The following is a 25,288-nucleotide window of genomic DNA, read 5'->3' as shown; positions in this document are numbered from 1 at the left end:
CGTCCCTGCCCGGCGCAGGGACGCGGCCTTTTTGCGACGTCGGCGTCATGAAAGCACCGCGCGCCCTCACCCAATTCGTCATTCCCGCGCAGGCGGGAATCCATTAGCGCAGCGGTTCCGCAAACGGGCACGGCGAGCCAGTATGGATCCCCGCCTCCGCGGGGATGACGTCTGATTGGGACCGTTCGTCGCGGCAATCAATCGTGGCGAAGAACTGCGGAGGCGCCTCCCCCTACGCCGCAGCCCGCGCGCGCTGCTTCGCCTTCACCGCCGCCTTCCACCCCAGCGCGCGCCACCACATGATGATCCCGGTCACCGCGAGCACCGCGGGCAGCACGCCACCCAGGAACACCAGCAGCTGCCAGACGAACCCCATCTGCGTCCCGTCGTGCAGCCGCCGCATCGTCCGCGCGAGCGTTTCGGGTTCGGCGCGTGCGATCTTCGCCATGCCCGAGGCGTCGTCGACGGCGACCCCCGGAGCCCGCGCGAACGTCACCTGCCACGCCGGCTTGCGATCGGTCGGCCATTCGATCCGCACGATCCGACCCGGTTCGACCGCGCCCGCGCGCGCCAGCACCGCTTCGAGTGAAAGCGCAGGCCGCTCCAACGCGACCGGCCGCCCGCCGCCGCCGCCCGGCCCGCGTCCTCCGCCGCCCCCATTGAACACCAGCGGGAACGCAATCCACACCCCGGTCAGCGACAGCACGAACAACGGCAGCGCGATCCAGAAGCCGAACAGATGGTGCAAATTGGTATCGGTGTTGCGATGCCGCCGCCAGCGCAGGCCCCGCGCCCAGCGCCCGACCGTCGGCCACCACAGCCACAAGCCCGACACGCTTGACAGCAGCATCGCCACCCCGATCCACCCGACGATCTGCCGCCCGACGCCGGGCACCAGCAGATTCCCGTGGAGATTGTGCAGCACGCGGAGCACGCCGCTCGCGCTGGAGCCGACCGCAAGGATCTTCGCGGTCGGCGGATCGAGATAGACGGTCGTGCGCAGCGGCGGCCCGCGCCGGGCAGGATCGGGCGGGGTGATCGCCGTCACCTGCACCGGCCCCTCCCGCTCGGGCAGCGCAAGACTGGCGATCCGCTCGCCGGGCTTGAGCACCCCACGTGCCACCGCGACATAGCGTTGCGGGTCGAGCGTGGTCGTGCCGGTCGTCGCGTAGCGTGCCGGGTTGAGGACGTGATCGACCGCCTCGTCCCACACCAGTACCGCACCGCTCAGCGAGAGCGGGATGATCAGCACCGCAAGCAGCAGCCCGATCCATTTGTGCACCTGGAACCAGGCGTTGCGCAGCGCAATTCTCGACATCAGACCTCCGCCCAGCGGCGTAACAGATTGTGATAGACGCCCGTCAGCCGGACGATTTCGGGATCGTCGCTGCCGAGCCGCGCCGCGATCGACTGGATCGCGGTATCCTGCTCGAACAGCAGCGCCCGCGCGCCGTCGTCGCGGACCATCGACTGAATCCAGAAGAACGACGCGACACGTGTGCCGCGCGTAACCGGGGTGACGTGATGGACGCTCGACGCGGGATAGAGCACGAGTTGCCCCGCCGGCAGCTTGACCCGCTGCTCCCCGAACTGCGTCGAGATCGTCAGCTCACCGCCGTCGTAGCTCTCGGGATCGGACAGGAACAGCGTCGCGGACAGGTCGCTGCGGATGCGGAAATCGCTCCCGCGACGGATCCTGATCGCGCTGTCGACATGCGCGCCGAACGCATCGCCCTCGGCGTAGCGGTTGAACAGCGGCGGAAAGACCTTGAGCGGCAAGGCTGCCGCCACGAACAGCGGCGACGCCGCGAGCGCATCGAGCATCATGCCGCCCCCCGCGCGCGCGGCAGCGCTGTCCTCGGGCAATTGCGTGTTGCGCTTGGCGAGCGCGGACTGCGCGCCCGAGGTCGCATTGCCGTCGATCCAGTCGGCGGCATCGAGCGCCGCGCGCAGATCGGCGACCTGCGCGGGCGCGAGCAGGTCGGGGATCACGGTCAGCATGACGGCCCCCGGATCGCCTGGACGCCGCGCGCGCGGAACGCCGCGATGTCGGATGCCGCGAGCCACGCCGCCGCCTTGTCGACGAACGCAGGGGTCGCGCTCGCGCTCGCGCGGCGGAGCCAGCCGAGCGCATCCTCAATCTTGCCCGCCGCGCCGAGCATCCGCGCATGGTTGAACGCGCCGCGAAAGTCGCCGCCCTGCGCCGCGCGCGCGTAGCAAAGCGCCGCTGCCGCCATGTCGCGCTCGACCACCCAGCCGTCCTCGTGAAAGCTGCCGATGAAATTGATCGCCTTCGCGTTGCCGAGCGCCGCTGCCTTGCGGAACCAGCCGAGCGCCGCCGCCTTGTCCTCCGCCACGCCCTGCCCGAGCGCGAGCAACGTCGCGTAGTTATACATCCCCCAATCGAGCCCCCGCTCCGCCGCGATCCGGTAACACGCCGCGGCGCGCGTCTTGTCGGGCGTGGTCCCCCAGCCGAGATCGTAGCAGCGCCCGACCATGTTGATCGCCATGACATGATGCTGTGCCGCCGCGCGCATGAACCAGCCGAGCGCGGCGGGGGCATCCGCCGCCACCCCTACCCCGTCGAGCAGCATCTGGCCGTACACCGCCTGAGCATCGGCGATGCCCGTCTCCGCCGCCGCGCGGACGAACGCCGCGCGCTGCTCGGGCGGCCCTGCCAGATGCCCGGCGATCTCCTCGGGCGACAGCGCCGCCAGTTGCTCCGCGTCCAGCATCAGAATTTGGCGGTGATCGTGCCGAATACCGTCCGGCCCGGCGCGATGCTCGCGTAATGCGAAGCGAAGGTCTGCGTGAAATAGACCTTGTTGGTCAGGTTCTGCGCATTGACGCTGAGTTCGATATTGCGAGTGACCGCGTAGCTCGCGCGCGCATCGAAGCGCCAGTAATCGGGGATGCCGCGCGACAGGGTGACGGTAGCGGGACTGATCGAGACGACCCCGGCGGTGGTCTGCGTCGCAGTGCGATTGTCGGCATAGCCGCCATATTGCCGCCCCATGTAGATCGCGCTGCCGCCGATCTGCACGCCCTTGACCAGTTCGTAGTTGGTCGTCGCGGTGAAGCTGTGTTGCGCGGTCTGCGGCACCTGCTTCCCGGTGTTGACCGACGCGACATAGACCGTCTGCGCAGCCGCCGGACCGTTGGCGGCGGCGGTCAGCGCGCTGTTGCCGCCGTCGATGATCTTCGGGTCGAGATAGGTATAGCCGCCGAACACCGTCCAGCCGGGCAGCACCGTCCCGCTCGCGTTGAGCTCGATCCCGCGGATCCGCGTCTTGCCGAAAAAACCGACGGTATTGGCGTCGATCTGGACGCGTGCGTTGGTGATGTCGGTCTGGAACACCGCGAGACCCAGCGCGAGTTGCTCGTGGAACAGGCTCGCCTTCGCGCCGACCTCATAGGATTTTGTCTTCTGGACCTTGAGGCTGTCGAGGATCGTGAGATTGACCGCGGTATTGGTGGTCGGCAGCGCATTGTCCTCGCGCCCTTCGCCAAGCAGCGCGTTGGGTGGGGTCGCGGCGGTGGCGTAGCTCGCGTAGAGGCTCGTCTCGCTGGTCGGCTTGAACACCAGCCCGGCCTGCCAGTTGAACAGGGCGTCGGTCCGCGACAGCTTCGAGGCGGTGGCACCGGTGGCGAACGGCAGCGTCACGCTCGACTTGAACCGGTCATAGCGCGCGCCGAGGTTGAGGATCAGTTGCGGGAGCAGCGTGATCGAATCGAACCCGTAGACCGAGATCGTGGTCGCATCGTTCTGCGTTTCGGTGTTGGCAGCCCCGCGCACGATCGGCGTCGCGACGCTCGACGTGTCGCTGGTGTAATTGACCCAGGGGTCGGACGGGTTGGGGTCGAACAGGCTGGTGCAATAGAAACGCGCGATCGTCGCGGTGTTGCAGCGCGGGCTGATGGTCGACCCGTTCGCCGACACGAAGGTGCCGCGCCGCGTCTTTTCCCACGCGACTTCGGTGCCGACCGCGAAGCTGTGCTTGATCCCGCCGGTGGTGATCGTCCCGCTCAGGTCGGTCTGGTCGATCAGGCTCTTGGTATAGCCATAGCGCGTATTGCCGCGCCGCCAGACATAGCCGCCGGTCAGCACGTCGCCGCGCGCGCCTGCCGCACCCGTGGTTGGGTTGGTCGCAGCGGTGCCGAAGACATTGCCCTGGCTGTCGTCGGGGAGCGTGAAGATATAGGACTGGTCGCTGTGCGCGTAGCGCGCGGTGTTGCGCAGCGTGATCTTGCCGAAATCATGCTCGACCCGGAGCATCCCCTGATTGGTGGTGGCATCGCGGAAGTCGCGATCCTCGAGGCCGTAGAACGCCGAGCGCTTGACGGTGCCGGTCTGCCCGCCACGCGTGGTGATCGTGCCGATCGCGGGCGTGGTGAAGACGTTGCCCGCCGGCAACGCGCAATTGGTCGCCGAGCAGACATATTGGTACGGGATGCCGCTGTCGGGCAGTTCGTGGTTCTCGAGATAGTAATAGCTCGCGGTCAGCCGGGTCGGCGTGCCGAGGCCAAGCGTGACGCTCGGCGCAAAGCCCCAGCGCTTGGCGTAGATCGAATCGCGGTCCGCAAACTTCTGGTCGTGCCACAGCCCCTGAAGCCGGACCGCGGCGGTGTCGCTCACGCGCACGTTCACGTCCCCGGTGACGCGCTTGAAGTCGGCATTGCCGTAACTGCCGCTGACCGAACCGAAGGTCTTGAGTTGCGGCAGCCGCGACAGGATGTTGAGCGACCCGCCGGCATTGCCGCGCCCGCCGAGCGTCGAATCCGACCCGCGCACGATCTGGATCGTCTCGACCGCGAACACCTCGCGGGTCTGCGACGACAGGTCGCGCACGCCATCGACATAGACGCTGCCCTGACTGTCAAACCCACGGATGAAGGGGCGATCGCCGATCGGATTCCCGCCCTCGGCCGCACCGAAGGTGATGCCGGGAACGGTGCGGAGCGCATCCTGAAGCGAGGTCGACCCGGTCTGCTGGATCACCTGCTTGTCGAGGACGAGGATCGACTTGGCCGTGTCGACGAGCGGCGCGACCTGCTTGGGGTCGCGGCGCGGCTCGCGCTGACCGTGGACGACGATGTCGAGCTTCTGGTCGGGGTCTTCGTCATTGGCGGGCGGCGGCGGCGCATCATTGGCAAAAGCGGGCAAGCTGGCAAACGCGCCGACGCAGGACATAGCGAGATAGGCAGGCTTGCTGGTTGCGAGACGTGACACTGTGAGACCCCCTGTTGTTGGGACCTCGCTATTGCGAGTCACTCGCACTGTCAACGCTATTGCGAATTATTCGCACTTGCTAGCCGCCGGGGAACCGCCACCAAGGGAGGGTCAACTAACGAATACAAACGCTTACGAACTTCCATTGGCCGGAATTAGGCTGCCTCCCACCACCGCTGTCACCCTGAACTCGTTTCAGGGTCCACGGCGCCGCAAATCCGGCCAGTGCCTGCTACGCAGTGGACCCTGAAACGAGTTCAGCATGACGGCGGTGTGGGACAAGTCCACCCTGCTCCGCCTTCGCCGCCCGACCATCACACGCTCGCAGAAACCACCCAGCTTCGCAGCGCACTCCCCAGGTTCGGCGGCTCCTCGGCGGTGATCCGCAGCGCATCGACCTGCGCAATCAACGCATTCAGCGGCAACCCGCGCGCACGCGCCGCATCGTCCAGCGCACGCCAGAAGACGGGCTCAAGACTGATCGAGGTCGCATGCCCGGCGATCGTCACGGACCGTTTGACGGGGCCGATGAACCCCCCCGGCGGCGCGACGATCCCCGGCACGCTCACGGCGTGTCGAACAATGCCGCGAGCTGCTCGATCAGCGTGCCCCCCAGTTGCTCGGCATCCATGATCGTCACCGCGCGCACATAATAGCGCGTCACGTCATGCCCGATCCCGATCGCCGCGAGTTCGACCGGCGACTTCGCCTCGATCCAGCCGATCACCTGCCGCAGATGGCGTTCCAGATACGAACCCGAATTGACCGACAGCGTCGAATCGTCGACCGGCGCGCCGTCCGAGATGACCATCAGGATCTTGCGCTCCTCGGGCCGCGCGATCAGCCGCGAATGCGCCCACAGCAGCGCCTCGCCGTCGATATTCTCCTTCAGCAGCCCCTCGCGCATCATCAGCCCGAGCGAATTGCGCGCGCGCCGCCACGGTTCGTCGGCCTTCTTGTAGACGATGTGGCGCACGTCGTTGAGCCGCCCCGGCTGTGGCGGACGCCCCGCCGCAAGCCACGTCTCGCGGCTTTGCCCGCCCTTCCAGGCACGCGTGGTGAAGCCGAGGATCTCGGTCTTGACCCCGCACCGCTCGAGTGTGCGCGCGAGGATGTCCGCGCTGATCGCCGCGATCGAGATCGGGCGGCCGCGCATCGATCCCGAGTTGTCGATCAGCAGCGTGACGACGGTATCGCGGAAATCGGTCTCGCGCTCGATCTTGTAGCTGAGCGACAGCGTCGGGTTGACGACGATCCGCGCGAGCCGCGCCGCGTCGAGGATGCCTTCTTCCTGGTCGAAATCCCAACTGCGGTTCTGCTGCGCCATCAGCCGGCGCTGGAGCCGGTTCGCGAGCTTGGTCACCGCGCCCTGCAAGTGGACGAGCTGCTGGTCGAGGTACGACCGCAACCGCACGAGTTCGTCCGCATCGCACAGGTCGGTCGCGGCGATTACCTCGTCATAGGCGGTGGTCCACGCCTTATATTCGAACTGCGGCGCGAAATCCTGCGCGGGGCGGTTGGGGCGGACCGGAAGCATCCCCTCCTCGCCATCGTCGCCCGGCTCGCCGTCCATGTCGTCGAACGAATCGTCGCCCTGCTCCTGGCCTTCGCCGTCCTCGGACTCGGACTCCTGGTCGGAGCCGCGCGCCTCGATCTCGCCCTGGCCTTCCTCGCCCTGATCGTCGCCGTCCTCGCTCTCGTTTTCCTGCTGCTGCTCCTCGGTGCCTTCGTCCTCGTTGCCGCCCTCACCCGATTCATCGGGCGTCATGTCGCCCTCGACCAGCTCGAGATCCTCGAGCACGCGCGTGACCATGCCGGCGAACGCACGCTGGTCGTCGATCGCGAGCGCGAGGCCGTCGAGGTCGGTCCCCGCCTTCTGCTCGATCCAGTCGCGCACCAGCGCCAGCCCGGAGTCGGCGACGGCGGGCGGTGCCGCGCCGGTCAGCCGCTCGCGCACGAGCAGCGCAAGCGCGGTCGACAACGGCACCTCGTCGCGCGTCCGTGCGCGCGTGATCGGGTCGGCGCGCAACCGCGTCTCGAGGGCGCTGTCGAGGTTCGCGGTGATCCCGGCATAGCCGCGGCTCCCCAGCGCCTCGACCCGCGCATTCTCGACCGAATCGAACACCGCGCGCGCGACCGCGTCGCCCGGCGCGTGGCGCGTGTGGATCGCGGCGTTGTGATGCCGCAACCGCAGCGCGAACCCGTCGGCGAAACCACGCGCTTCGGCGACCTGTTCGGGCGGCAGGCTGCGCGCAGGCATCGGCACCTTGATATGCTTGCCGGATTGCGTCGGCGCGTCGGCGGTATAGGCGAGCTCGATCTCGGGTTCGTCCGCGAGCACCCGCGCGGCCCCGCCGAGCACGGCCTTGAAACGATCGAGAGGGGTATCAGTAGCCACGGCTCAACTCCGGCACGACGCTGTGCCCGGGTGCAAGATCGTGATCCATGCGGATCGTCGCAACCCGGGTGGTGGGATCGGCGGGCGCCACGTGCAGGACAGCGCCACGAAACCTAGCTACCAGATTGCGCCCGCGCCGAAAGGCAAAACCGCGGATGGCGCACCGGTGCGGGGTTCAGCCTTCGATCCGCGGCTGGGCGCTGCTCCGCGTGCCCATCTCGATGATCGTCTCGATCCGCACGACTCGCTTGTCGATGATTGCGGCATAATCGCTCAGGCCCTTCACGTCGGTGGCGAGCCGGTCGACCTTTCGGTCCATCACTTCCAGGCGTTCCTGCATCAGCACGACGTTGCGGATCGCCTCCAGGGCGTCTCCCAGCGAACTCACTTGCGGATGCCCGCCGCGCGCAGGGTCCGGTCGACCTCTTCGTGCGTGGCGTCGAGCGTCTGTATCATCCGGTCGAGCGCGGCGGCCATGCGCGGCATTGCCACGTTGACTTCGCTGACCAGCGCCGCGAGGTCCGCGTCTTCACCGGCCGCGCCTTCGGCCATGTATCGGCTGGACGCCTCGCGCAGCACGTGCCCGACCGAATGACCGGTCCGCGCGGCATAGGCGTCGAGCGCTGCCTTGTTGTCGGGCGTCGTCAGAAACGTCACGCGCGCGGTCTGCATCGAGGCACTCCTTATAAGCACATTATAAGGTGGACCGGGCCGGTTGCAAGACGGCGCGCGGATGGATTCAGAGCGGAATGTTGTCGTGCTTCTTCCACGGATTCTCGAGCGCCTTGCCGCGCAGCTTGCGCAAGCCGAGCGCAATCCGGCGGCGAGTCGAGTGCGGCTGGATCACTTCGTCGATGAAGCCCTTGCTTGCCGCGACGAACGGGTTGGCGAAGCGCGCTTCGTACTGCGCGGTCTGCTCGGCGATTTCCTCCGGCGTGCGGCCGCGGAAGATGATCTCGACCGCCCCCTTCGCGCCCATCACCGCGATCTCGGCGGTCGGCCAGGCATAGTTGAGGTCGCCGCGCAGATGCTTGGACGCCATCACGTCATACGCGCCGCCATACGCCTTGCGCGTGATGACGGTGATCTTGGGGACGGTCGCTTCGGCGTAAGCGAACAGCAGCTTCGCGCCGTGCTTGATGATCCCGTTCAATTCCTGAGCGGTCCCCGGCAGGAAGCCCGGCACGTCGACGAAAGTGACGATCGGGATCTCGAACGCATCGCAGTAGCGCACGAACCGCGCGGCCTTCTTGGACGAATTGATGTCGAGGCACCCCGCCAGCACCATCGGCTGGTTCGCGACGAACCCGACGGTGCGCCCCTCGATCCGCCCGAAGCCGATGATGATGTTGGCAGCGTGCGTCGGCTGGACCTCGAAGAAATCGCCTTCGTCGACGGTCTTCCGGATCAGCTCGTGCATGTCATAGGGCTGGTTCGCGGACGCGGGCACCAGCGTGTCGAGCGACTCCTCGAGCCGGTCCCACGGATCGGACGAGGGCCGCTCGGGCGATCCCTCGCGGTTCGACGCGGGGAGGAAATCGATGAAATCGCGCGCCGCGAGCAGCGCCTCGATATCGTTCTCGAACGCGACGTCGGCGACGCCGGACTTGGTCGTATGCGTGACCGCGCCGCCGAGATCCTCCTGCGTGACGACCTCGTTGGTGACGGTCTTCACGACATCGGGGCCGGTGACGAACATGTAGGAGCTATCCTTCACCATGAAGATGAAGTCGGTCATCGCGGGCGAATAGACCGCACCGCCAGCGCATGGCCCCATGATGAGCGATATCTGCGGGACGACGCCGCTCGCCAGCACGTTGCGCTGGAACACCTCGGCATAGCCGCCGAGCGAGGCGACGCCCTCCTGGATGCGCGCGCCGCCGCTGTCGTTGAGGCCGATCACCGGCGCGCCGACCTTGAGCGCCATGTCCATGATCTTGCAGATCTTCTGCGCGTGACGTTCGGACAGCGAGCCGCCGAACACGGTAAAATCCTGCGAAAAGACGAACACCAGCCGTCCGTTGATCGTGCCCGACCCGGTGACGACGCCGTCGCCCGGGACGATCTGGTCCTGCATCCCGAAGTCGACGCAATTATGCTCGACGTACATGTCGAGTTCCTCGAACGAACCTTCGTCGAGCAGCACGTCGAGCCGCTCGCGCGCGGTCAGCTTGCCCTTGGCGTGCTGTGCGGCAATGCGTTTCTCGCCCCCGCCCAGCCGCGCCGCAGCGCGCTTGCGTTCCAGTTCGGCGATGGTCGAGGACATGGCAACTCCTAAGGATCGGCTTGAACACCCGGTTGCGGGTTCTTTTCGCGTTTTCAGGGCAGAAGGCAACAGCGCGTCCTTCAAACCAACGATGCGCGCGGCCAATTGCGCCGCCAGAAGTCAGCGCTATAGTCGGGTAAAACACAGGGAGGGAAATCCATGCGTCCTTTGCTTATGCTTCGTCTGTCCACCGCGCTTGCGCTGGGCACGCTGGCGACACCCGCGTTCGTCGCCGCCGAACCGACCCCCGCGGCACCGGCCACGGGCGCGCGCTACGGCAGCTTCGGCCTCGACCTGACGACGCAGGAGAAGACGATCAAGCCCGGCGACGATTTCTGGACCTATGCCAATGGCGGCTGGGACAAGCGGACGCAGATCGCGGCGGATCGCACTTCGGCAGGCTATGCGGTCGTGCTGGTCGACGAGGCGGAAGCCAACGTCCGCAAGATCCTCGACGATGCCGCCGCCAACCCTGCCGTGGTCGGCGCAGGCGCGAAGCAGTTCGGCGATCTCTACGCGAGCTTCATGGACGAAGCCGCGATCGACAAGGCAGGCGCAGCACCGCTCGCGCCCTATTTCGCCAGGATCGACGCGGCGACCGACCGCGCCAAGCTGCAGGCGTTGTTCGCCACCCCCGGCTACGCCAGCCCGGTCGAGATCGGCCAGCTCCCCAACCCGTCCGATCCATCGAAATATACCGTCGGTACCGGCCAGGGGTCGCTCGGCATGGGCGGTCGCGACTATTATCTCGAGACCGGCCCCAAATACGACGCGTTCCGCACCGCCTACCGCGCCTATGTCGAGCGGATGCTGACGCTGTCGGGCCTGACCGACGCGAGCGCGCGCGCCGACCGGATCATCGCACTCGAGACAGCGATGGCGAAGGTGCAATGGTCCCCGGTCCAGTCACGCGACCTGATGGCGATGCTGAAGCCGATGACCGCGGCGCAGCGGACCGCGCTCGCGCCCGAATTCGACTGGCCGTTGCTACTCCAGACATCGGGATACGGCGATTTCCCGGTCGTCATCATGAGCAACTCGACCGCATTGACCGGGCTCGGCAAGATCTTCGCCGCCACGCCGGTATCGACCTGGCAGGACTGGATGAAATTCCGCTTCGCGGTCGCCGCAGCGCCGATGCTGCCGAAGACGTTCGACGCGGCAACCTTCGATTTCTACGGCAAGACGCTCAGTGACCAGCCCTCGCAGCGGGCGCGCTGGAAGCGCGGGATCGCGATGGTCAACGGGACGATGGGCGAGGCGATCGGCGAGATCTACGTCAAGCGCCACTATCCGCCCGAAAGCGAAGCCAAGATGGGCGAGTTGATCACCAACCTGCGCGCCGCCTACAAGGACCGGATCGCCGCCAACAGCTGGATGGACGAAAAGACCAAGACCGCGGCGCTCGCCAAGCTCGCGGCGTTCGACCCGCGCGTCGGACATCCGGTGAAATATATCGACTACACCTCGCTGCAGGTCGTCCGGGGCGATCCGCTCGGCAATGCGATCCGCGCGGGCGAATTCCAGCACCGGCTCGATCTCTCGCGATTGAAGGCCCCGGTCGACCGGACTTTGTGGGACATGACCCCGCAGACGGTGAACGCCTATTACGACCCGCTGGCGAACCAGATCACCTTCCCCGCCGCGATCCTGCAGGCACCGTATTTCGACCCCAAGGCGGATGCCGCGATCAACTATGGCGCGATCGGGGCGATCATCGGACATGAGATGGGGCATGGCTTCGACGATCAGGGCAGCCTGTTCGGGCCGAGCGGCAAGTTCGAGAACTGGTGGACACCGGCCGCAAAGACCGCCTTCAAGGCGCGGACCGGTGCGCTCAGCCAGCAATATGACGCCTATGAGCCGATCCCCGGCGTCCATGTGAAGGGCGCACTGACGCTCGGCGAGAACATCGGCGATCTCGGCGGGGTCGAGACGGCGTATGCCGCCTATCAGAAATACCAGCAGACCCACGGCAAGGCCCCGGTGATCGACGGGCTGACCGGCGACCAGCGCTTCTTCCTGTCCTATGCGCAGGCGTGGCAGTCCAAGGTCCGCGAGGGTGCACTCCGTACCCGGTTGCTGACCGACCCGCATTCGCCACCCTTCTACCGGGTCAACGGGATCGTGCGGAACGTCGACGCCTGGTATGCGGCGTTCGGGGTGAAGCCTGGCGACAAGCTGTATCTGGCCCCGGCGGACCGGGTGCATATCTGGTAAGCGGGAGGGGATGGGCTGGACAGGTTTGCGGCCTGCCCGTTGGAAACAATCGCGTCACCCTGAACTCGTTTCAGGGTCCACCGTACAGCAAGTCCGGTCCGAGATCGTTGCGCGGTGGATGCTGAAACAAGTTCAGCATGACGCTGGGTGGGGCGGGTGCCGCGTGCTGCATCGGGCGATGCGCACGCGGGGTCGGTTGTAACGGCCAGCAGCCCTTACCGCAGCAACACCAGTTCCTCCGCCATCGACGGGTGCAGTGCGACGGTCTGGTCGAACGCATCCTTGGTCAGCCCGGCCTTCACCGCGACCGCCGCCGCCTGCAGGATCTCGGGCGAGTCCGGCCCGATCATGTGGAGCCCGAGCACCTGGCCCGTCTCGGCGTTGCACACCATCTTGTACAGCGCGCGCTCGTTGCGGCCCGCCAGCACGTTCTTCATCGGGCGGAAGTCGGACGTGTAGACCTTGACCGAGCCGAACTTGTTCTTCGCCTGCGCCTCGGTCAGCCCGACGCCCGCCATCGGGGGATGGCTGAACACCGCCGAGGGGATGTTCTCGTAATCCACCCGGTGCGGCTTGTTGCCGTACATCGTGTCGGCGAACGCCTGCCCCTCGCGGATCGCGACCGGGGTGAGCTGGACGCGGTTGGTGACGTCGCCGACCGCGTAGATGCTGTCACACGTCGACTTGTTGTCCTCGTCGACCACGATCGCGCCCTTGTCGTCCATCGTGACGCCCGCGCTGTCGAGCCCGAGCCCCTCGGTGTTGGGCGACCGCCCGGTCGCGAACAGCACGCAATCGACGTCGATCGGCTCATGCCCGGTCATCGACACGCGGAGACACCCGTCGGCCTGCTTCTCGATTCCCTGGAAGGCGGCGTTGAAGCGGAATTCGAGCCCCTTCATGATAGATATTTGCAACAGCCGGTCACGGATCGATTCGTCGTACCCACGCAGGATCACGTCGGTCCGGTTGATCAGCGTCACCTTGGTGCCGAATTCGTTGAAGATGCCCGCGAACTCGTTGGCGATATAGCCCGCGCCCGCGATCAGGATCCGCTTGGGGAGCGCGTCGAGATGGAACACTTCGTTCGAGGTGATGCCGAGGTCGCTCCCCGGGCATTCGGGGACGACCGGGGTCGCACCGACCGCGATCAGGATCTTGTCCGCGGTCACTTCGCGCCCGTCGCCGAGCCGGACCGAATGCGGACCCGTGACGGTCGCGCGGTCGAGGATGATGTCGACGCCATTGTTGTTGAGCGTGTCGGTATAGGCGCGGTTGATCCGGTCGACCTCCTCCATCACATTGTCGCGCAGGCGCGCCCAGTCGAACCCGAGATTGTCGGGCACGTCCCAGCCGAACCGCTTCGCGTCCTTCAGATCCTCCGCGAAATGCGCGCCATAGACGAGCAGCTTCTTGGGCACGCAGCCGCGGATGACGCAGGTGCCGCCGACACGATGTTCCTCGGCCACCGCGACCTTCGCGCCATGCGCCGCCGCAACGCGCGAGGCGCGGGTGCCGCCGGAGCCTGCACCGATGACAAAGAGGTCGTAGTCATACTCAGCCATGTCTTGTCCTTCTCAAGCCGCGAAACACGCGGCCTGTAAACTTGGTTGGTCACCGCCCCCCACGGATCGGGACAGATCCGCGTATCGCTAGCGTTGCCCCGCCCGGCGCATCGGCATCGCGTCGATCGTCGCGACCAGCGTGGCGGCGTCGATCGGCGCGGACCGGCGCAGCGCCGCGTGCCCGTCCTTGCCGACCAGCACCACGCCAAACGCCGCTTTGGGCAACCGCCACCGTTCGCGCAGCGATGCGGCAGAGTCCGCCGCGCCTTTCACCGTATCGCCCGTAACCTCGACCACCGTCACGTCACGGTCGTCGAGGTCCTTGGTCATCCCCGCCAATGCAGCGTCCTGCGCGACCCTGCGCGCATCCGCCATACCGGGCGCGGCGACGATCAGCACCCGGCGCTGGTGGCGCATGTCCGCCACCGTCATCGAAGCCATCGCCGCCGCCAGCACGATCATCCGAACGCGCGCTTAATCAGGTCGGTGGTCGACACGTCGAATTCCTGACCACCCGCATCCGCCGCCTTGGCCATTTCCTTGCCGAGCTCGACCCCGAACTGGTCGAACGGGTTGATCCCGATCAGCACCGCATTCACGAACACGCGCTGTTCGTAGAAGGCGATCAGCGCACCCAGCGTCCGCGCGTCGAGATCGTCGAGCAGGATCGTCGACGACGGCCGGTCGCCCGAATAGCTGCGCGCGGCATCATCATTGGGCCGGCCCTTCATCAGCGCGGCCCCTTGCGCGAACGCGTTGAGCAACAGCTGGCGGTGATGATCCTCGGCGAGCGTATCGCCCGCCTCGATCACCGCGACGAACTCGACCGGAACGAGATGCGTACCCTGATGCAGCAGCTGGAACACCGCATGCTGCGCATCGGTGCCGACCCCGCCCCAGGTGATCGGCGCGGACGGGCCCTTGAGCGGCTCGCCATCGATCGTCACGCCCTTGCCGTTCGATTCCATCTCGAGCTGCTGGAGATAGGACGGGAGCAGCCGCAACCGCTCGTCATAAGCGAAGGTCGCGCGCGTCTCGGCGTGGCGGTTGTGGGTGTAATACAGGTCCGCAAACGCAGCGAGAACCGGTGCGTTGTGTGCCAGCGAAGTCTGGCGGAAATGCCGGTCCATCTCGCCCGCGCCCTCGAGCATGTCCGAGAACTCGTCCCAGCCGAGCGCGAGCGCCGCGGGGAAGCCGATCGACGACCAGAGCGAATAACGCCCACCGACGCTTTCCGCGAATGGCAGGACGCGGGTTTCGTCGACACCCCATTCGACCGCCTTGTCGGGGTCCGCGGTCAGCGCGATCACGCGGCCATAGACGTCGTCGACGCCACCCTCGCCCATCCACTGCATCACCGATTCGGCGTTGAGCATGGTTTCCTTGGTGGTGAAGGTCTTGGACGCGACGACCAGCAGCGTCGCGGTCGGGTCGAACTTTGCGAACGCTTCCTCGAGCGCGACGCCGTCCACGTTGGAGACGATCGCAACGTCGTAGCGGCCCGATTCACGCCCCAGCGCATCGACCAGCAGGTCCGGCCCGAGCGCCGAGCCGCCGATCCCGACGTGGAGCACGTGACGGATCTCCCCGAGCGCGCCGCCCTCGATCGCATCGATCAGCGCACGCATCCGTGCGTGGAGGATGCGCGCGGCGGCGACATCGTCCTCGGAACCCTCTCCGCGTTCGGCGACATGCGTCGCGGCGCGGCCCTCGGTCGTGTTGATGACGGCACCCGAGAACAACGCCTCGCGCTTGCCGTGCAGGTCCTGCGCCTTGGCAAGCGTTTCGAAGGCGGCAAGCGCCTGTTCGGTCAGATGCGTCTTCGACCAGTCGAAGTGAATCCCCGCGACGTCGACGCTGAAGCGCGCCAGCCGCTCGGCATCGTCTGCGAACAGGGTTTCAAGCCGGGGGCTGGGAAGCCCCTCGATCGCGGTCCAGTCGGCTGCCATGAGTACCTCGTTGCTTGTAAGGGGTTGGTCGAATCCCGGTGTAGATCGCCCTAGCGTCACCCAGTTACAACCGCCAGCTTGACGACGCGCTCCGTCCCCCGCAAACCGCGCCGCATGGCCGATACCCAACCCTCCCCCGCCCCGATCGGCAAAACCCGCGCGCGCGCGGCCAAATCCGAGACGCGCGAGACGCTGAGCTTCTTCCTGAAGCTCGCGATCGTCGTTTTCGTGTTCCGCAGCTTCATCTTCGCGCCGTTCAGCATTCCGTCGCAGTCGATGCTGCCGCGACTGTACGTCGGCGATTACCTGTTCGTGTCGAAATGGAACTACGGTTATTCGCGCTGGTCGCTCCCGTGGGGGCTGCCGCTGATTCCCGGCCGGGTCCTGGGGCGGGATCCGGCCCGCGGCGACGTGGTCGTGTTCCGCGGACCTCCGGGCGAGGACCATGACGTGATCAAGCGCGTGATCGGCCTGCCCGGCGACACCGTCCAGATGCGCGGTGGCCAGGTGTTCCTCAACGACAAGGCGATCCCCAAGGTGCGGATGCCCGATTTCACGATCCCGCTCTCGCCCAATTATCCGGGCGGGACCGAATGCCCGGCCGAGTTCGAGGATGCCGATGCGGCGGGCAAGCCGATCTGCCGCTACCGCCAGTTCCGCGAGACGCTCCCCAACGGCAAGAGCTACGCGGTGCTCGATCGCGGCGAGATGCCGAGTGCGGACGATACCGCGGTGTACCAGGTCCCCGCAGGCAACGTCTTCGTGATGGGCGATAACCGCGACGACAGTGGCGACAGCCGGTTCGACCCGCCGCAGGGCATGGGGTTCGTGCCGATGGAGCGGATCGAGGGCAAGGCGGTCGTGTCGTTCTTCTCGACCGATGGCTCGGCGAGCTGGCTGCTCCCGTGGACGTGGTTCAGCGCGGCGCGCTGGTCGCGGATCGGGGAAGGTTTTTGACCGTTTCGTTGCAGGATTGGGTTGCCGCCGGCTTCGGGCATCGTCCGGTCGACCTCGCGCCGTTCGAACGCGCGCTGACGCATGGCAGCCAGGCGGCGGCGAATTACGAGCGGCTCGAGTTCCTGGGCGATCGCGTACTCGGGCTGGTAATGGCGGAGTGGCTGTTCGAGCTGTTCCCGAAAGAGCCCGAAGGCGCACTGTCCAAGCGACTGAACGCGCTGGTGACGGGGGCGATCTGCGCCGATGTCGCGCGGTCGATCGGGGTCGTGCCGTATCTCAAGCTCGGCAAGCAGGCGCGCGATGACGGCGCGTCGGACAGCGACAATGTGCTGGGCGACGTGATGGAAGCGCTGATCGGTGCGGTCTATCTCGAAGCGGGGCTCGAGGGCGCGCGCCATGCGGTCCGCACCTGCTGGGGCGACCGCGCGAGCCGGCAACTGGCCGCACCGCAGCATCCCAAATCCGGCCTGCAGGAATGGGCGGCGGCGAACAACCGCAAGGCGCCGATCTATGAGGTGATGGAGCGGTCGGGCCCGCATCACGCGCCACGCTTTCGCGTGAAGGTCGCGTTGGGCGGGTTTGCCGAGGCCGAGGCGGAGGGCAGCTCGAAGCAGGAAGCGGAGACCGCGGCAGCGACCGCACTGCTGGAGAAGCTGCGCTAGTTTCCCAACTTCAACCTCCTGCGCTTCCCCGGCGAAGGCCGGGGCCCAGTCGAGGAACAGGAGATTGCTGGCGACTGCGCACAGTTACCTCGACCATCGCTCCTGGGCCCCGGCCTTCGCCGGGGAAGCGTTAGTTACAGAAGGAAGCGCGCCTAGCCCCTCCTCCCTTCGGTTGACGCCCCCGCGACCGCGCGCGTAGGCACGACCCATGCGCTTCTTCTCCGATAATGCCGCCCCGGTGCACCCCGCCCTGTTCGCCGCCATGGCCGATGCGAACACCCTCGACACCGCCTATGACGGCGATCGTTGGAGCAAACAGCTCGACGCGCGCTTCTCCGAAGTGTTCGAGACGCAGGTCCGTGCCTTGTGGGTGCCCTCGGGCACTGCCGCCAACTGCCTCGCGCTCGCCGCGATGTGCCCGCCGCACGGGAGCATCATCTGCCACCGCGACGCGCATATCCAGAACGACGAATGCGGCGCACCCGAATTCTACACCCATGGTGCCAAGCTGTTCCTGGCCGAGGGCGACGGCGCGAAGTTGACGCCCGGGACGATCAGCGCGGTGCTCGACGCCACCCGCTACGATGTCCACCAGACCCAGCCGCACGCGATCTCGATCACCAACGCGACTGAATATGGCCGGGTCTATTCGCCCGCCGACGTCGCCGCGATCGGGGATCTCGCCAAGTCGCGCAAGCTCGGGCTGCACATGGACGGTGCGCGGTTTGCCAATGCGATCGCGTCGTCCGATTGCTCGCTTGCGGACATGACGTGGCGCGCGGGCGTCACCGCGCTCAGCTTCGGGTTCATCAAGAACGGCGGGATGAACGCGGAGGCTTTGGTGTTCTTCGACACCGACCTCGCCGACGCGACGCTGTACCGCCGCAAGCGCGCCGGGATGCTGCTGTGCAAGGGTCGCTATCTCGCCGCGCAGTTGCTCGCGATGCTCGAGGGCGACCTGTGGCTCGATCTCGCGCGCAACGCCAATGCGGGGGCGGCGCTGCTGGCGCAGGGCGCGGGCGACCGCCTAATCCATCCGACCGAGGCGAACGAGGTGTTCATCCGCGTGACCACGGAGGAAGCCGCAAAACTCCGCGCGCTCGGGTTCGACTTTTACGACTGGGGCCCCGGCGAGGCACGTCTGGTCGTTTCGTGGGACCAGAGGCCGGAGGACATCCGCCCGCTCGCCGACGCGATCGCCGCGCTTTGAGTTCCGCGCCCCCCGGCGCCTGGCCACCCCGCTCGAGCCAGCTCGCGATCCTGATCCCGTTCGGGATCGTGACGCTGATCTGGGGATCGACCTGGCTGGTCATCCGCGGGCAATTGGGCGTCGTGCCCGCAAGCTGGTCGGTCACGTACCGCTTCCTGATCGCGGGCATTGTGATGGCGGGCTATGCGCTCGCGCGGCGCGAGAAACTGCGGCTCGATGCGCGCGGCTGGCGGTTCGCGATCCTGCTCGGGCTCAGCCAGTTCTGCCTCAATTTCAACTTCGTCTACCGCGCCGAAATGCACATCACCTCGGGGCTGGTGGCGGTGGTGTTCGCGCTGATGCTGCTCCCCAATGCGGTGTTCGGGCGGATCTTCCTCGGGCAGAAGCTCGGGCGGCAATTGGTGATCGGGATGGGGGTCGCGATGGCGGGGGTGACGCTGCTGTTCGTCCGCGAGATGCGGGTCGATCCGCATGGGCCGACGCAGGTGCTGATCGGGATCGGGTTTACCGTGCTCGCGATCTTCTCTGCCTCCACCGCCAATGTGATGCAGGGCACGCAGACCGCGCGGGGCTATCCGATGATCCCGATGCTCGCGGTGGCGATGGTCCTCGGTGCCTTGTTCGACGGCGCGTTCGCCTGGATTACCACCGGCCCGCCGGTGTTCGAGCCGACGTTCGGCTATGTCGCGGCAACATTGTACCTTGGCGTGTTCGCCTCGGCGGTCGCCTTCCCGCTTTATTACGGCGTGCTCCGCGTCATCGGCCCGGCGAAGGCGGCCTATTCGGGCGTCCTCGTCCCCGTCATCGCGATGCTGCTGTCGACGCTGTTCGAGGGCTATCGCTGGTCGACACTTGCGGGGGCAGGCGCGGCGCTGGTCGTCGGCGGGCTGGTCATCGCCTTGAGGGCGCGCAGACCCGCGCGGTAATCGGGGTAGCGCGGGCTCCAGTAGAGCACGCGCTTGGCCTTGCCGTTGGCGACGCGGCGGTTCTCGGCATAGAAACCCTGCGCCATCGGTGACAGCGTCTCGAGCGCGACGAACGGTGGCGGGGCCATCCCGAGCAGCCGCGCGGCGAAGTCGACGACGTCGTTCTGGCTCGCGGGCAGATCGTCGGAGAGGTTGTACGCGCCCGCCGGGCCATTCACCCCCGCGATCACCCCCGCGACGATGTCCTCGACATGGCAGCGGCTGAACACCTGCCCCGGTGCTTCGATTCGGTGCGCCGCGCCGCTCGCGACGCGGTCGAGCGGCGAGCGCCCGGGGCCGTAGATGCCCGGCAGCCGGAACACGTGCGCGCCCGCCGCAAGCCACGCCGCATCCGCCTCGGCGCGCGCGCTGCGGCGGCCGGTGCCGGTCGGGGTGGTCTCGTCGACCCATGCGCCATTGGCGTCGCCATAGACGCCGGTCGACGACAAATACCCGCGCCACCCGCCCAGCCGGTCGAGGTCCGCGCCATAGGTCGCGAGGACGGGGTCGGCCTCGTTCGCTGGCGGAACCGAGGATAGCACGTGGGTCGCCACCGCGATCTCGCGCCGCACCGCATCCGTATCGTCGAAGCGGATCGTCCCGGCGCGGCCATCGCGGCTGGTGCCGGTGACGCGCCAGCCGTCCTTGCGCAACCGGTCCGCGAGGTGTTGCGCGGTGTAGCCGAGGCCGAAGATCAACAGGCGCATGACGGTTCCTCAGTTCGCCGGGTACACTTCAATAGCCCCGACCGTTCGTTTCGAGCGTAATCGAGAAACCGGGCACAGCGCAGGTTTCTCGACTACGCTCGAAACGAACGGACGGGGGATTCCCGACTATCCTCGCAACGAACGGCCAGACGGACGGTCATGTTCCTGCGGCTATCGCTACGAGCCCCGGCCTTCGCGAGACCTCTGCGAAACCATAATTGTTCTCCCGCGAAGGCGGGAGCCCAGGAGTCGCGGGAACTGTAAGCAGTTGTTTTGCTTGGCCCTGGATTCCCGCCTTCGCGGGAAAACAGCAAACGAGGGGTCCGTGAACCGACTTTCGCAGAGGTCTCGCCTTCGCCGGGGAAGCGAAGGCGGGCGTAACCTTCACTTCGCGCCATACCCCCCATAGAGCAGCCCGAAGAAATCGCCCTTGTTCCACCGCGGCCGCGCGTCGCCATCGGCGATCTCGCGCGCGATTGCGTAATTCGCGTTCACGAAGCGGATCCCCTGCGCCCAGTCGATCGGCTGCGCCAGATCGTCCGAGACCTGGTGATACCGCTTCGCGAAGAACTCCGCGGTCGCGGCCTTGCCCGGGCCCTTCTGCCCCGGCCACAGGAACACCGAGGGCACGCCCTGCTGGACGAAACGATAATGGTCCGACCGCACGAAGATCCCCTGCGCGGGATCGGGATCGGGCGACATCGTCACCCCCAGCGTCCCGACCGCCTTCGCCACGATCGGCCCGAGCGTCGAGCGATCCGCGCCGAACACGGTCATGTCCTCGAACGGATAGGACAGGATCGGCATGTCGAGATTGACGTCCGCGACGATGCTCCGGATCGGCACGGTCGGATGCCTTGCGAAATAGTCCGAGCCGACGAGCCCCTTCTCCTCGGCGGTCACTGCGAGGAACAGGATCGAGCGGCGCGGCGGCCTGCCCGATGCCTTGAAACGTTTCGCCTCCTCGATCAACGCAGCGATCCCGACCGCATTGTCCTCCGCGCCATTGTAGATCAGGTCGCCCGTCCCCTCGGCCTTGACCCCGAGATGGTCGAGATGCGCCGACAGCACGACGACGTCCTTGCCGAGCGCGGGGTCGCTGCCGCGGATCATCCCGGCGACATTCGCGCTCGTGCCCGCCTCGAACACGGTGCGGATCGCGACCGCGAGGTTCGCGCCGAGCGGCTCGGCGGCGAAGCGCGCTTCGCCGTCGCTCGCCTTGGCGAGGATCGTCTTCCACGGCGTCCGCGCACCCGCGAACAGCTTGGCCGCGCCGCCTGCGCTGAGCGTTGCGAGCATCGGCGCGCCCTGCATCTCGCCGGTCCCGTCGGGCCGCGCCCAGGTCGTGCGGGCGCGGTCCCACCCGCCGCCGCCGGGCGGCAGGGTGCCGCGCGACAGGACGATCACGCCGACCGCGCCATGCGCCGCCGCGATCGCCGCCTTGGTCGCGGGGCTCTGGAAATGCGCACGTTCCTCGCTCTGGAAACTTGCGGGCGCACCAGCGAAGAGCGCGACGACCTTGCCGCGCACGTCGACCCCGGCATAATCGTCGCGCTTGTAGCGCGGCGCGACCAGCCCGTGCCCGACGAACACGACCGGCGCATCGAGCGTCGTCCGCGCCGCGCCGGCGATTGCCCCCGGCGTGTAATCCTCGGCAAAGACAAATGGCTGCGGTGCGGTGCCGGGGCGCGTCAGCACCACGTCGCCGTGGTCCGCGGGGTGAAACGCGACGAGCGGCACCTTCTGGAGATACCCGCCGGCATCGCCCGCGGGTGCCAGCCCCGCCGCGAAGAACTGCGCCGCGACATATTCCGCCGCGATACGATATTCGGGGCTCGCCGCCTCGCGCCCGCGCAGCGCATCGGACGCCAGGAACAGCACATGCGCCTTCATCTGCGCCTGATCGTCGGGCAAGACGGGCGGCGTCTGCGCGAAAGACGTCGTGGTCAGGGAAAGGGCCGCCAGCGCGGTGAGGACGGAGCTACGCATCGCCCTCGGGTAGCAGCGCCGCGAGGCGAGACAAGCGCCATGACCGGCAAAACCGATTTCGGTGGCACCGCGCGCATGCCCCCCTTACATCTCGGGACATGCTCGATATCCAGACCAGCCTCGCCCAGCCGCACGTCACCCGCCGCGCGGACTATACCGCGCCCGACTGGCAGGTTCCGGAAATCGCGCTGGATTTCGATCTCGATCCGGCGAAGACGCGGGTGAAGGCAACGCTCCACGTGCTCCGCACCGACGCGCATGATCGCCCGCTGCGGCTCGACGGCGAGGGCCAGACGCTGCTGTCGGTCAAGGTCGACGGTGCGCAAGTCAACGACTGGGTGATCGAGGACGGTGCGCTGCTGCTCCACCTGACGGGCTCGGCGCACGTCATCGAGACCGAAGTCGAGATCGCGCCCGATCGCAACACGCAGCTGATGGGGCTCTATGCCTCGGGCGGGAACCTCTGCACCCAGTGCGAGGCGGAGGGCTTCCGCCGCATCACCTTCTTCCCCGACCGGCCCGACGTGCTCAGCCGCTACACCGTGCGGATGACCGCGGACAAGGCGCGCTATCCGGTGCTGCTCGCGAATGGCGACCCGGTCGCGCAGGGCGATGCGGGCGACGGGCGGCATTGGGCGGAGTGGAACGATCCCTTCCCCAAGCCGTGCTATCTGTTCGCGCTGGTCGCGGGCGATCTCGCGGTCAATCGCGGCACGTTCGTCACCGCCTCGGGCCGGACGGTCGAGCTCGGCATCTGGGTCCGCGCGGCGGATCTGGAGCGCACGCACCACGCGCTCGACGCGCTCAAGACTTCAATGGCGTGGGACGAGCGGACCTATGGCCGCGAATATGACCTCGACGTGTTCAACATCGTCGCGGTCGACGATTTCAACTTCGGCGCGATGGAGAACAAGGGGCTCAACATCTTCAACAGCCGCTACATCCTGGCGGACCCCGACACCGCGACCGATTACGATTACGACGCGATCGCCGCGGTCGTCGCGCACGAATATTTTCACAACTGGTCGGGCAACCGAGTCACCTGCCGCGACTGGTTCCAGCTCTCGCTGAAGGAAGGCTTCACGGTCTACCGCGACCAGACCTTCTCCGCCGACCAGGGCTCCGCCGCGGTCAAGCGGATCGAGGACGTCCGGGGCCTGCGCGCCGCGCAATTCCCGGAAGATGCGGGGCCGCTCGCGCACCCGATCCGGCCGGACGCGTATCAGGAAATCTCGAACTTCTACACCGCGACGATCTACAACAAGGGTGCCGAGATCATCCGGATGCTGGCCACGATCCTCGGCCCGGACCGCTTCCGCGCGGGCACCGACCTGTATTTCGACCGGTTCGACGGGACCGCCGCGACCTGCGAGGACTTCGTCGCGAGCCTCGAGGACGCGAGCGGGGTCGACCTTGCGCAATTCCGCCGCTGGTACGGACAGGCGGGCACGCCACGCGTCACCGCGTCGCTGACGCACCACCTGGGCTCGGCGCGCGCCGAACTGGTGCTGACGCAGCGCACCCCGCCGACGCCCGGCCAGTCGGACAAGCTACCGGTCGTCCTCCCGCTCAAGATCAAGCTGTTCGGTGCGGAGACCGGCCACGCGCTGACCGACGAACAGACGATCCTGCTGACCGATGCCGAGCAGACGATCGTGTTCGAGACCGTCACCGAGCGGCCCGTGCTGTCGATCAACCGCGGCTTCTCCGCACCCGCGATCATCGCGACCGACCGGAGTGCCGAAGACCTCGCCTTCCTCGGCGCGCACGACGACGATCCGTTCGCGCGCTACGAGGCGCTCCAGCAGCTGATGCTCGATACGCTCGTCCAGGGCGCATCGAACGGCCGCGCGGATCATGCGGCGGTGGTTGCCGCGATCAAGGGCACGCTTGCCGACGCGAAGCTCGACTCGGCGTTCATCGCCGAGGCGGTGCTGCTCCCGTCGGAGAGCTTCATCGGCGACCAGTTGGCGATCGTCGACCCCGAGGCGATCTTCCGCACGCGCGAGTCGCTCCGCCGCGACATCGGACGTGCGCTGGAGAGTGAATGGCGGTCGGCCTACGATCGCGCCCGCGCCAACACCGCCGGCGGCTATGTCTATTCACCCGACGCGAAGGGCCAGCGCCGGCTCAAGGCGGTCGCGCTCGGCTATATCGCGGCATCGGGCGCGTCGGACGCGGGCGACCTCGCGTTCGCGCAGTTCGAGGCGGCGGACAACATGACCGACCGGCAGAGCGCGCTCACCACGTTGGTCGGCGGCGAAGCCCCGCAGCGCGAGCCCGCGCTCGACATCTTCTACAACCGCTACAGCGACAATGCGCTGGTGCTCGACAAGTGGTTCTCGGTGCAGGCGATGGCCCCGCGCGACGATACCGGCGCGGCGGTCGAGGCGCTGTCGCGGCATCGCGACTTCACCTTGTCCAACCCCAACCGCGCGCGCGCGCTGATCGGTGCGTTCGGGGTGAACCAGCGTGCGTTCAATGCGGCATCGGGGGCGGGGTATCGCTTCCTGGCGGACCAGTTGATCGCGCTCGACAAGCTCAACCCGCAGACCGCGGCCAAGCTGATCCCGCCGCTGGGCCGGTGGCGGCGGTTCGATACGGCGCGTGCCGGGCTGATGCGCGCGGAGCTGGAGCGGATCGTGGCGACGCCGGGGCTGTCGAAGGACATGTTCGAACAGGCGTCGAAGAGTCTGGAGGGGTAGGTCCGGGGGGGGTGTGTCTCCACCCCCCAAACCGTCATCCCCGCGGAGGCGGGGATCCATACTGGCTGGCGGCGCCCGCCTTACACACCGCTAGTATCAATGGCTTCCCGCCTTCGCGGGAATGACGAATGGGTGGCGGTGGGAATCACGAAAAATGGGCGCGGGGCCGAGCACAGCCGGCACCGCAAACGCGCTTCAGCGCGTCGCCGCAACCTCGGTCCGCATCGCGGCGTGCGCGCCCTCGACCGGGTGCAACGTGACGAGCGCAACCGCGCCCAGCGCGAAACCGCCAACGAACTGCCAGATGAAATCGGACTTCAGGATGCGGCGCATCGTCTTACCTCTTCGTCGCCGGCAGGAACGCCGGAAAACGTAGCGGTCAGATCGTCCTGATGCTGCACCGCGACAAGAGCCAAATCGCAAACGCAGCGTTGCCAAAAGCTGAACGATCGTTTCGGATACGGT

The 25,288-nt window shown here is 67.2% G+C and carries 21 protein-coding genes; 6 read left to right on the top strand and 15 right to left on the bottom strand.

The window, feature by feature from the left end:
* Positions 1-232: 232 nt before the first annotated feature.
* The 9 genes from RI03_RS02595 to RI03_RS02555 form a co-directional block, all read right to left on the bottom strand.
* The gene (locus tag RI03_RS02595) at positions 233-1,318 is read right to left on the bottom strand and encodes a PepSY-associated TM helix domain-containing protein (RefSeq protein ID WP_010214970.1); all 1,086 of its coding nucleotides are present in this window, start codon (positions 1,316-1,318) and stop codon (positions 233-235) included.
* Complete coding sequence (locus RI03_RS02590; protein ID WP_010214969.1) at positions 1,318-2,001, bottom strand: Fe2+-dependent dioxygenase; 684 nt, start codon at positions 1,999-2,001, stop codon at positions 1,318-1,320. The genes RI03_RS02595 and RI03_RS02590 overlap by 1 nt, the downstream gene beginning before the upstream one ends.
* On the bottom strand, positions 1,995-2,735 hold the full coding sequence (locus RI03_RS02585) for a tetratricopeptide repeat protein (protein ID WP_010214968.1): 741 nt from the start codon (positions 2,733-2,735) through the stop codon (positions 1,995-1,997). Before RI03_RS02585 ends, RI03_RS02590 begins: the two co-directional genes overlap by 7 nt.
* Positions 2,735-5,230 carry a TonB-dependent receptor domain-containing protein gene (locus tag RI03_RS02580; RefSeq protein ID WP_026046387.1) on the bottom strand — a complete coding sequence of 832 codons (2,496 nt, stop codon included), beginning with the start codon at positions 5,228-5,230 and terminating at the stop codon, positions 2,735-2,737. Before RI03_RS02580 ends, RI03_RS02585 begins: the two co-directional genes overlap by 1 nt.
* A gap of 314 nt (positions 5,231-5,544) precedes the next feature.
* Complete coding sequence (locus RI03_RS02575) at positions 5,545-5,799, bottom strand: ribbon-helix-helix domain-containing protein (RefSeq protein ID WP_010214965.1); 255 nt, start codon at positions 5,797-5,799, stop codon at positions 5,545-5,547.
* On the bottom strand, positions 5,796-7,628 hold the full coding sequence (cobT, locus tag RI03_RS02570; RefSeq protein WP_010214964.1) for a cobaltochelatase subunit CobT: 1,833 nt from the start codon (positions 7,626-7,628) through the stop codon (positions 5,796-5,798). Before cobT ends, RI03_RS02575 begins: the two co-directional genes overlap by 4 nt.
* A 175-nt stretch (positions 7,629-7,803) precedes the next feature.
* On the bottom strand, positions 7,804-8,016 hold the full coding sequence (locus tag RI03_RS02565) for a hypothetical protein (protein ID WP_010214963.1): 213 nt from the start codon (positions 8,014-8,016) through the stop codon (positions 7,804-7,806).
* The gene (locus RI03_RS02560; RefSeq protein ID WP_010214962.1) at positions 8,013-8,300 is read right to left on the bottom strand and encodes a hypothetical protein; all 288 of its coding nucleotides are present in this window, start codon (positions 8,298-8,300) and stop codon (positions 8,013-8,015) included. Before RI03_RS02560 ends, RI03_RS02565 begins: the two co-directional genes overlap by 4 nt.
* Before the next feature lie 67 nt (positions 8,301-8,367).
* Entirely contained in the window at positions 8,368-9,894 is a 1,527-nt protein-coding gene (locus RI03_RS02555) for an acyl-CoA carboxylase subunit beta (RefSeq protein ID WP_010214961.1), read from the bottom strand.
* A 174-nt stretch (positions 9,895-10,068) separates the two neighbouring features.
* On the opposite strand from RI03_RS02555, the gene RI03_RS02550 reads away from it, so the two are divergent.
* Positions 10,069-12,114: a M13 family metallopeptidase gene (locus RI03_RS02550; RefSeq protein WP_010214959.1), complete on the top strand. Its 2,046-nt coding sequence runs from the start codon at positions 10,069-10,071 to the stop codon at positions 12,112-12,114.
* A gap of 215 nt (positions 12,115-12,329) precedes the next feature.
* On the opposite strand, the gene gorA is transcribed toward RI03_RS02550, so the two are convergent.
* From gorA to pgi, 3 genes are all read right to left on the bottom strand, one after another.
* Positions 12,330-13,679: a glutathione-disulfide reductase gene (gene gorA / locus RI03_RS02545; protein WP_010214957.1), complete on the bottom strand. Its 1,350-nt coding sequence runs from the start codon at positions 13,677-13,679 to the stop codon at positions 12,330-12,332.
* Positions 13,680-13,766: 87 nt separating this feature from the next.
* Positions 13,767-14,141 carry a DUF4174 domain-containing protein gene (locus RI03_RS02540; RefSeq protein ID WP_010214956.1) on the bottom strand — a complete coding sequence of 125 codons (375 nt, stop codon included), beginning with the start codon at positions 14,139-14,141 and terminating at the stop codon, positions 13,767-13,769.
* Positions 14,138-15,628 carry a glucose-6-phosphate isomerase gene (gene pgi / locus RI03_RS02535; protein ID WP_010161020.1) on the bottom strand — a complete coding sequence of 497 codons (1,491 nt, stop codon included), beginning with the start codon at positions 15,626-15,628 and terminating at the stop codon, positions 14,138-14,140. The genes RI03_RS02540 and pgi overlap by 4 nt, the downstream gene beginning before the upstream one ends.
* 114 nt (positions 15,629-15,742) lie before the next feature.
* On the opposite strand from pgi, the gene lepB reads away from it, so the two are divergent.
* The 4 genes from lepB (at position 15,743) to RI03_RS02515 (ending at position 19,383) form a co-directional block, all read left to right on the top strand.
* Positions 15,743-16,585, top strand: coding sequence for a signal peptidase I (gene lepB, locus RI03_RS02530; protein ID WP_010214955.1), 843 nt, complete (start codon positions 15,743-15,745; stop codon positions 16,583-16,585).
* Positions 16,582-17,247 carry a ribonuclease III gene (gene rnc, locus RI03_RS02525; protein ID WP_010214954.1) on the top strand — a complete coding sequence of 222 codons (666 nt, stop codon included), beginning with the start codon at positions 16,582-16,584 and terminating at the stop codon, positions 17,245-17,247. The genes lepB and rnc overlap by 4 nt, the downstream gene beginning before the upstream one ends.
* A gap of 208 nt (positions 17,248-17,455) precedes the next feature.
* A complete protein-coding gene (locus tag RI03_RS02520; protein WP_010214953.1) occupies positions 17,456-18,457 on the top strand; it encodes a threonine aldolase family protein in 1,002 nt (333 codons plus the stop codon).
* Positions 18,454-19,383: a DMT family transporter gene (locus tag RI03_RS02515; RefSeq protein WP_010214951.1), complete on the top strand. Its 930-nt coding sequence runs from the start codon at positions 18,454-18,456 to the stop codon at positions 19,381-19,383. The genes RI03_RS02520 and RI03_RS02515 overlap by 4 nt, the downstream gene beginning before the upstream one ends.
* Here RI03_RS02515 and RI03_RS02510 read toward each other — a convergent pair.
* Both RI03_RS02510 and RI03_RS02505 read right to left on the bottom strand, forming a co-directional pair.
* Positions 19,293-20,129 carry an epimerase gene (locus RI03_RS02510; protein ID WP_010214949.1) on the bottom strand — a complete coding sequence of 279 codons (837 nt, stop codon included), beginning with the start codon at positions 20,127-20,129 and terminating at the stop codon, positions 19,293-19,295. The two genes, RI03_RS02515 and RI03_RS02510, sit on opposite strands and share 91 nt — an antisense overlap.
* A gap of 384 nt (positions 20,130-20,513) precedes the next feature.
* Positions 20,514-22,118, bottom strand: a complete 1,605-nt coding sequence (locus RI03_RS02505; protein ID WP_010214947.1) for a M28 family peptidase — start codon at positions 22,116-22,118, stop codon at positions 20,514-20,516.
* Positions 22,119-22,216: 98 nt separating this feature from the next.
* On the opposite strand from RI03_RS02505, the gene pepN reads away from it, so the two are divergent.
* Positions 22,217-24,823, top strand: coding sequence for an aminopeptidase N (pepN, locus tag RI03_RS02500; protein WP_010214946.1), 2,607 nt, complete (start codon positions 22,217-22,219; stop codon positions 24,821-24,823).
* A gap of 195 nt (positions 24,824-25,018) precedes the next feature.
* Here pepN and RI03_RS23990 read toward each other — a convergent pair whose 3' ends face one another.
* Positions 25,019-25,156, bottom strand: a complete 138-nt coding sequence (locus tag RI03_RS23990; RefSeq protein ID WP_170318333.1) for a hypothetical protein — start codon at positions 25,154-25,156, stop codon at positions 25,019-25,021.
* Positions 25,157-25,288 lie beyond the last annotated feature (132 nt).

The sequence above is a fragment of the Sphingomonas sp. PAMC 26621 genome (genome assembly GCF_000251145.1).
Lineage (GTDB): Bacteria > Pseudomonadota > Alphaproteobacteria > Sphingomonadales > Sphingomonadaceae > Sphingomonas.
This window is presented reverse-complemented; position numbering and strand designations above follow the sequence as displayed.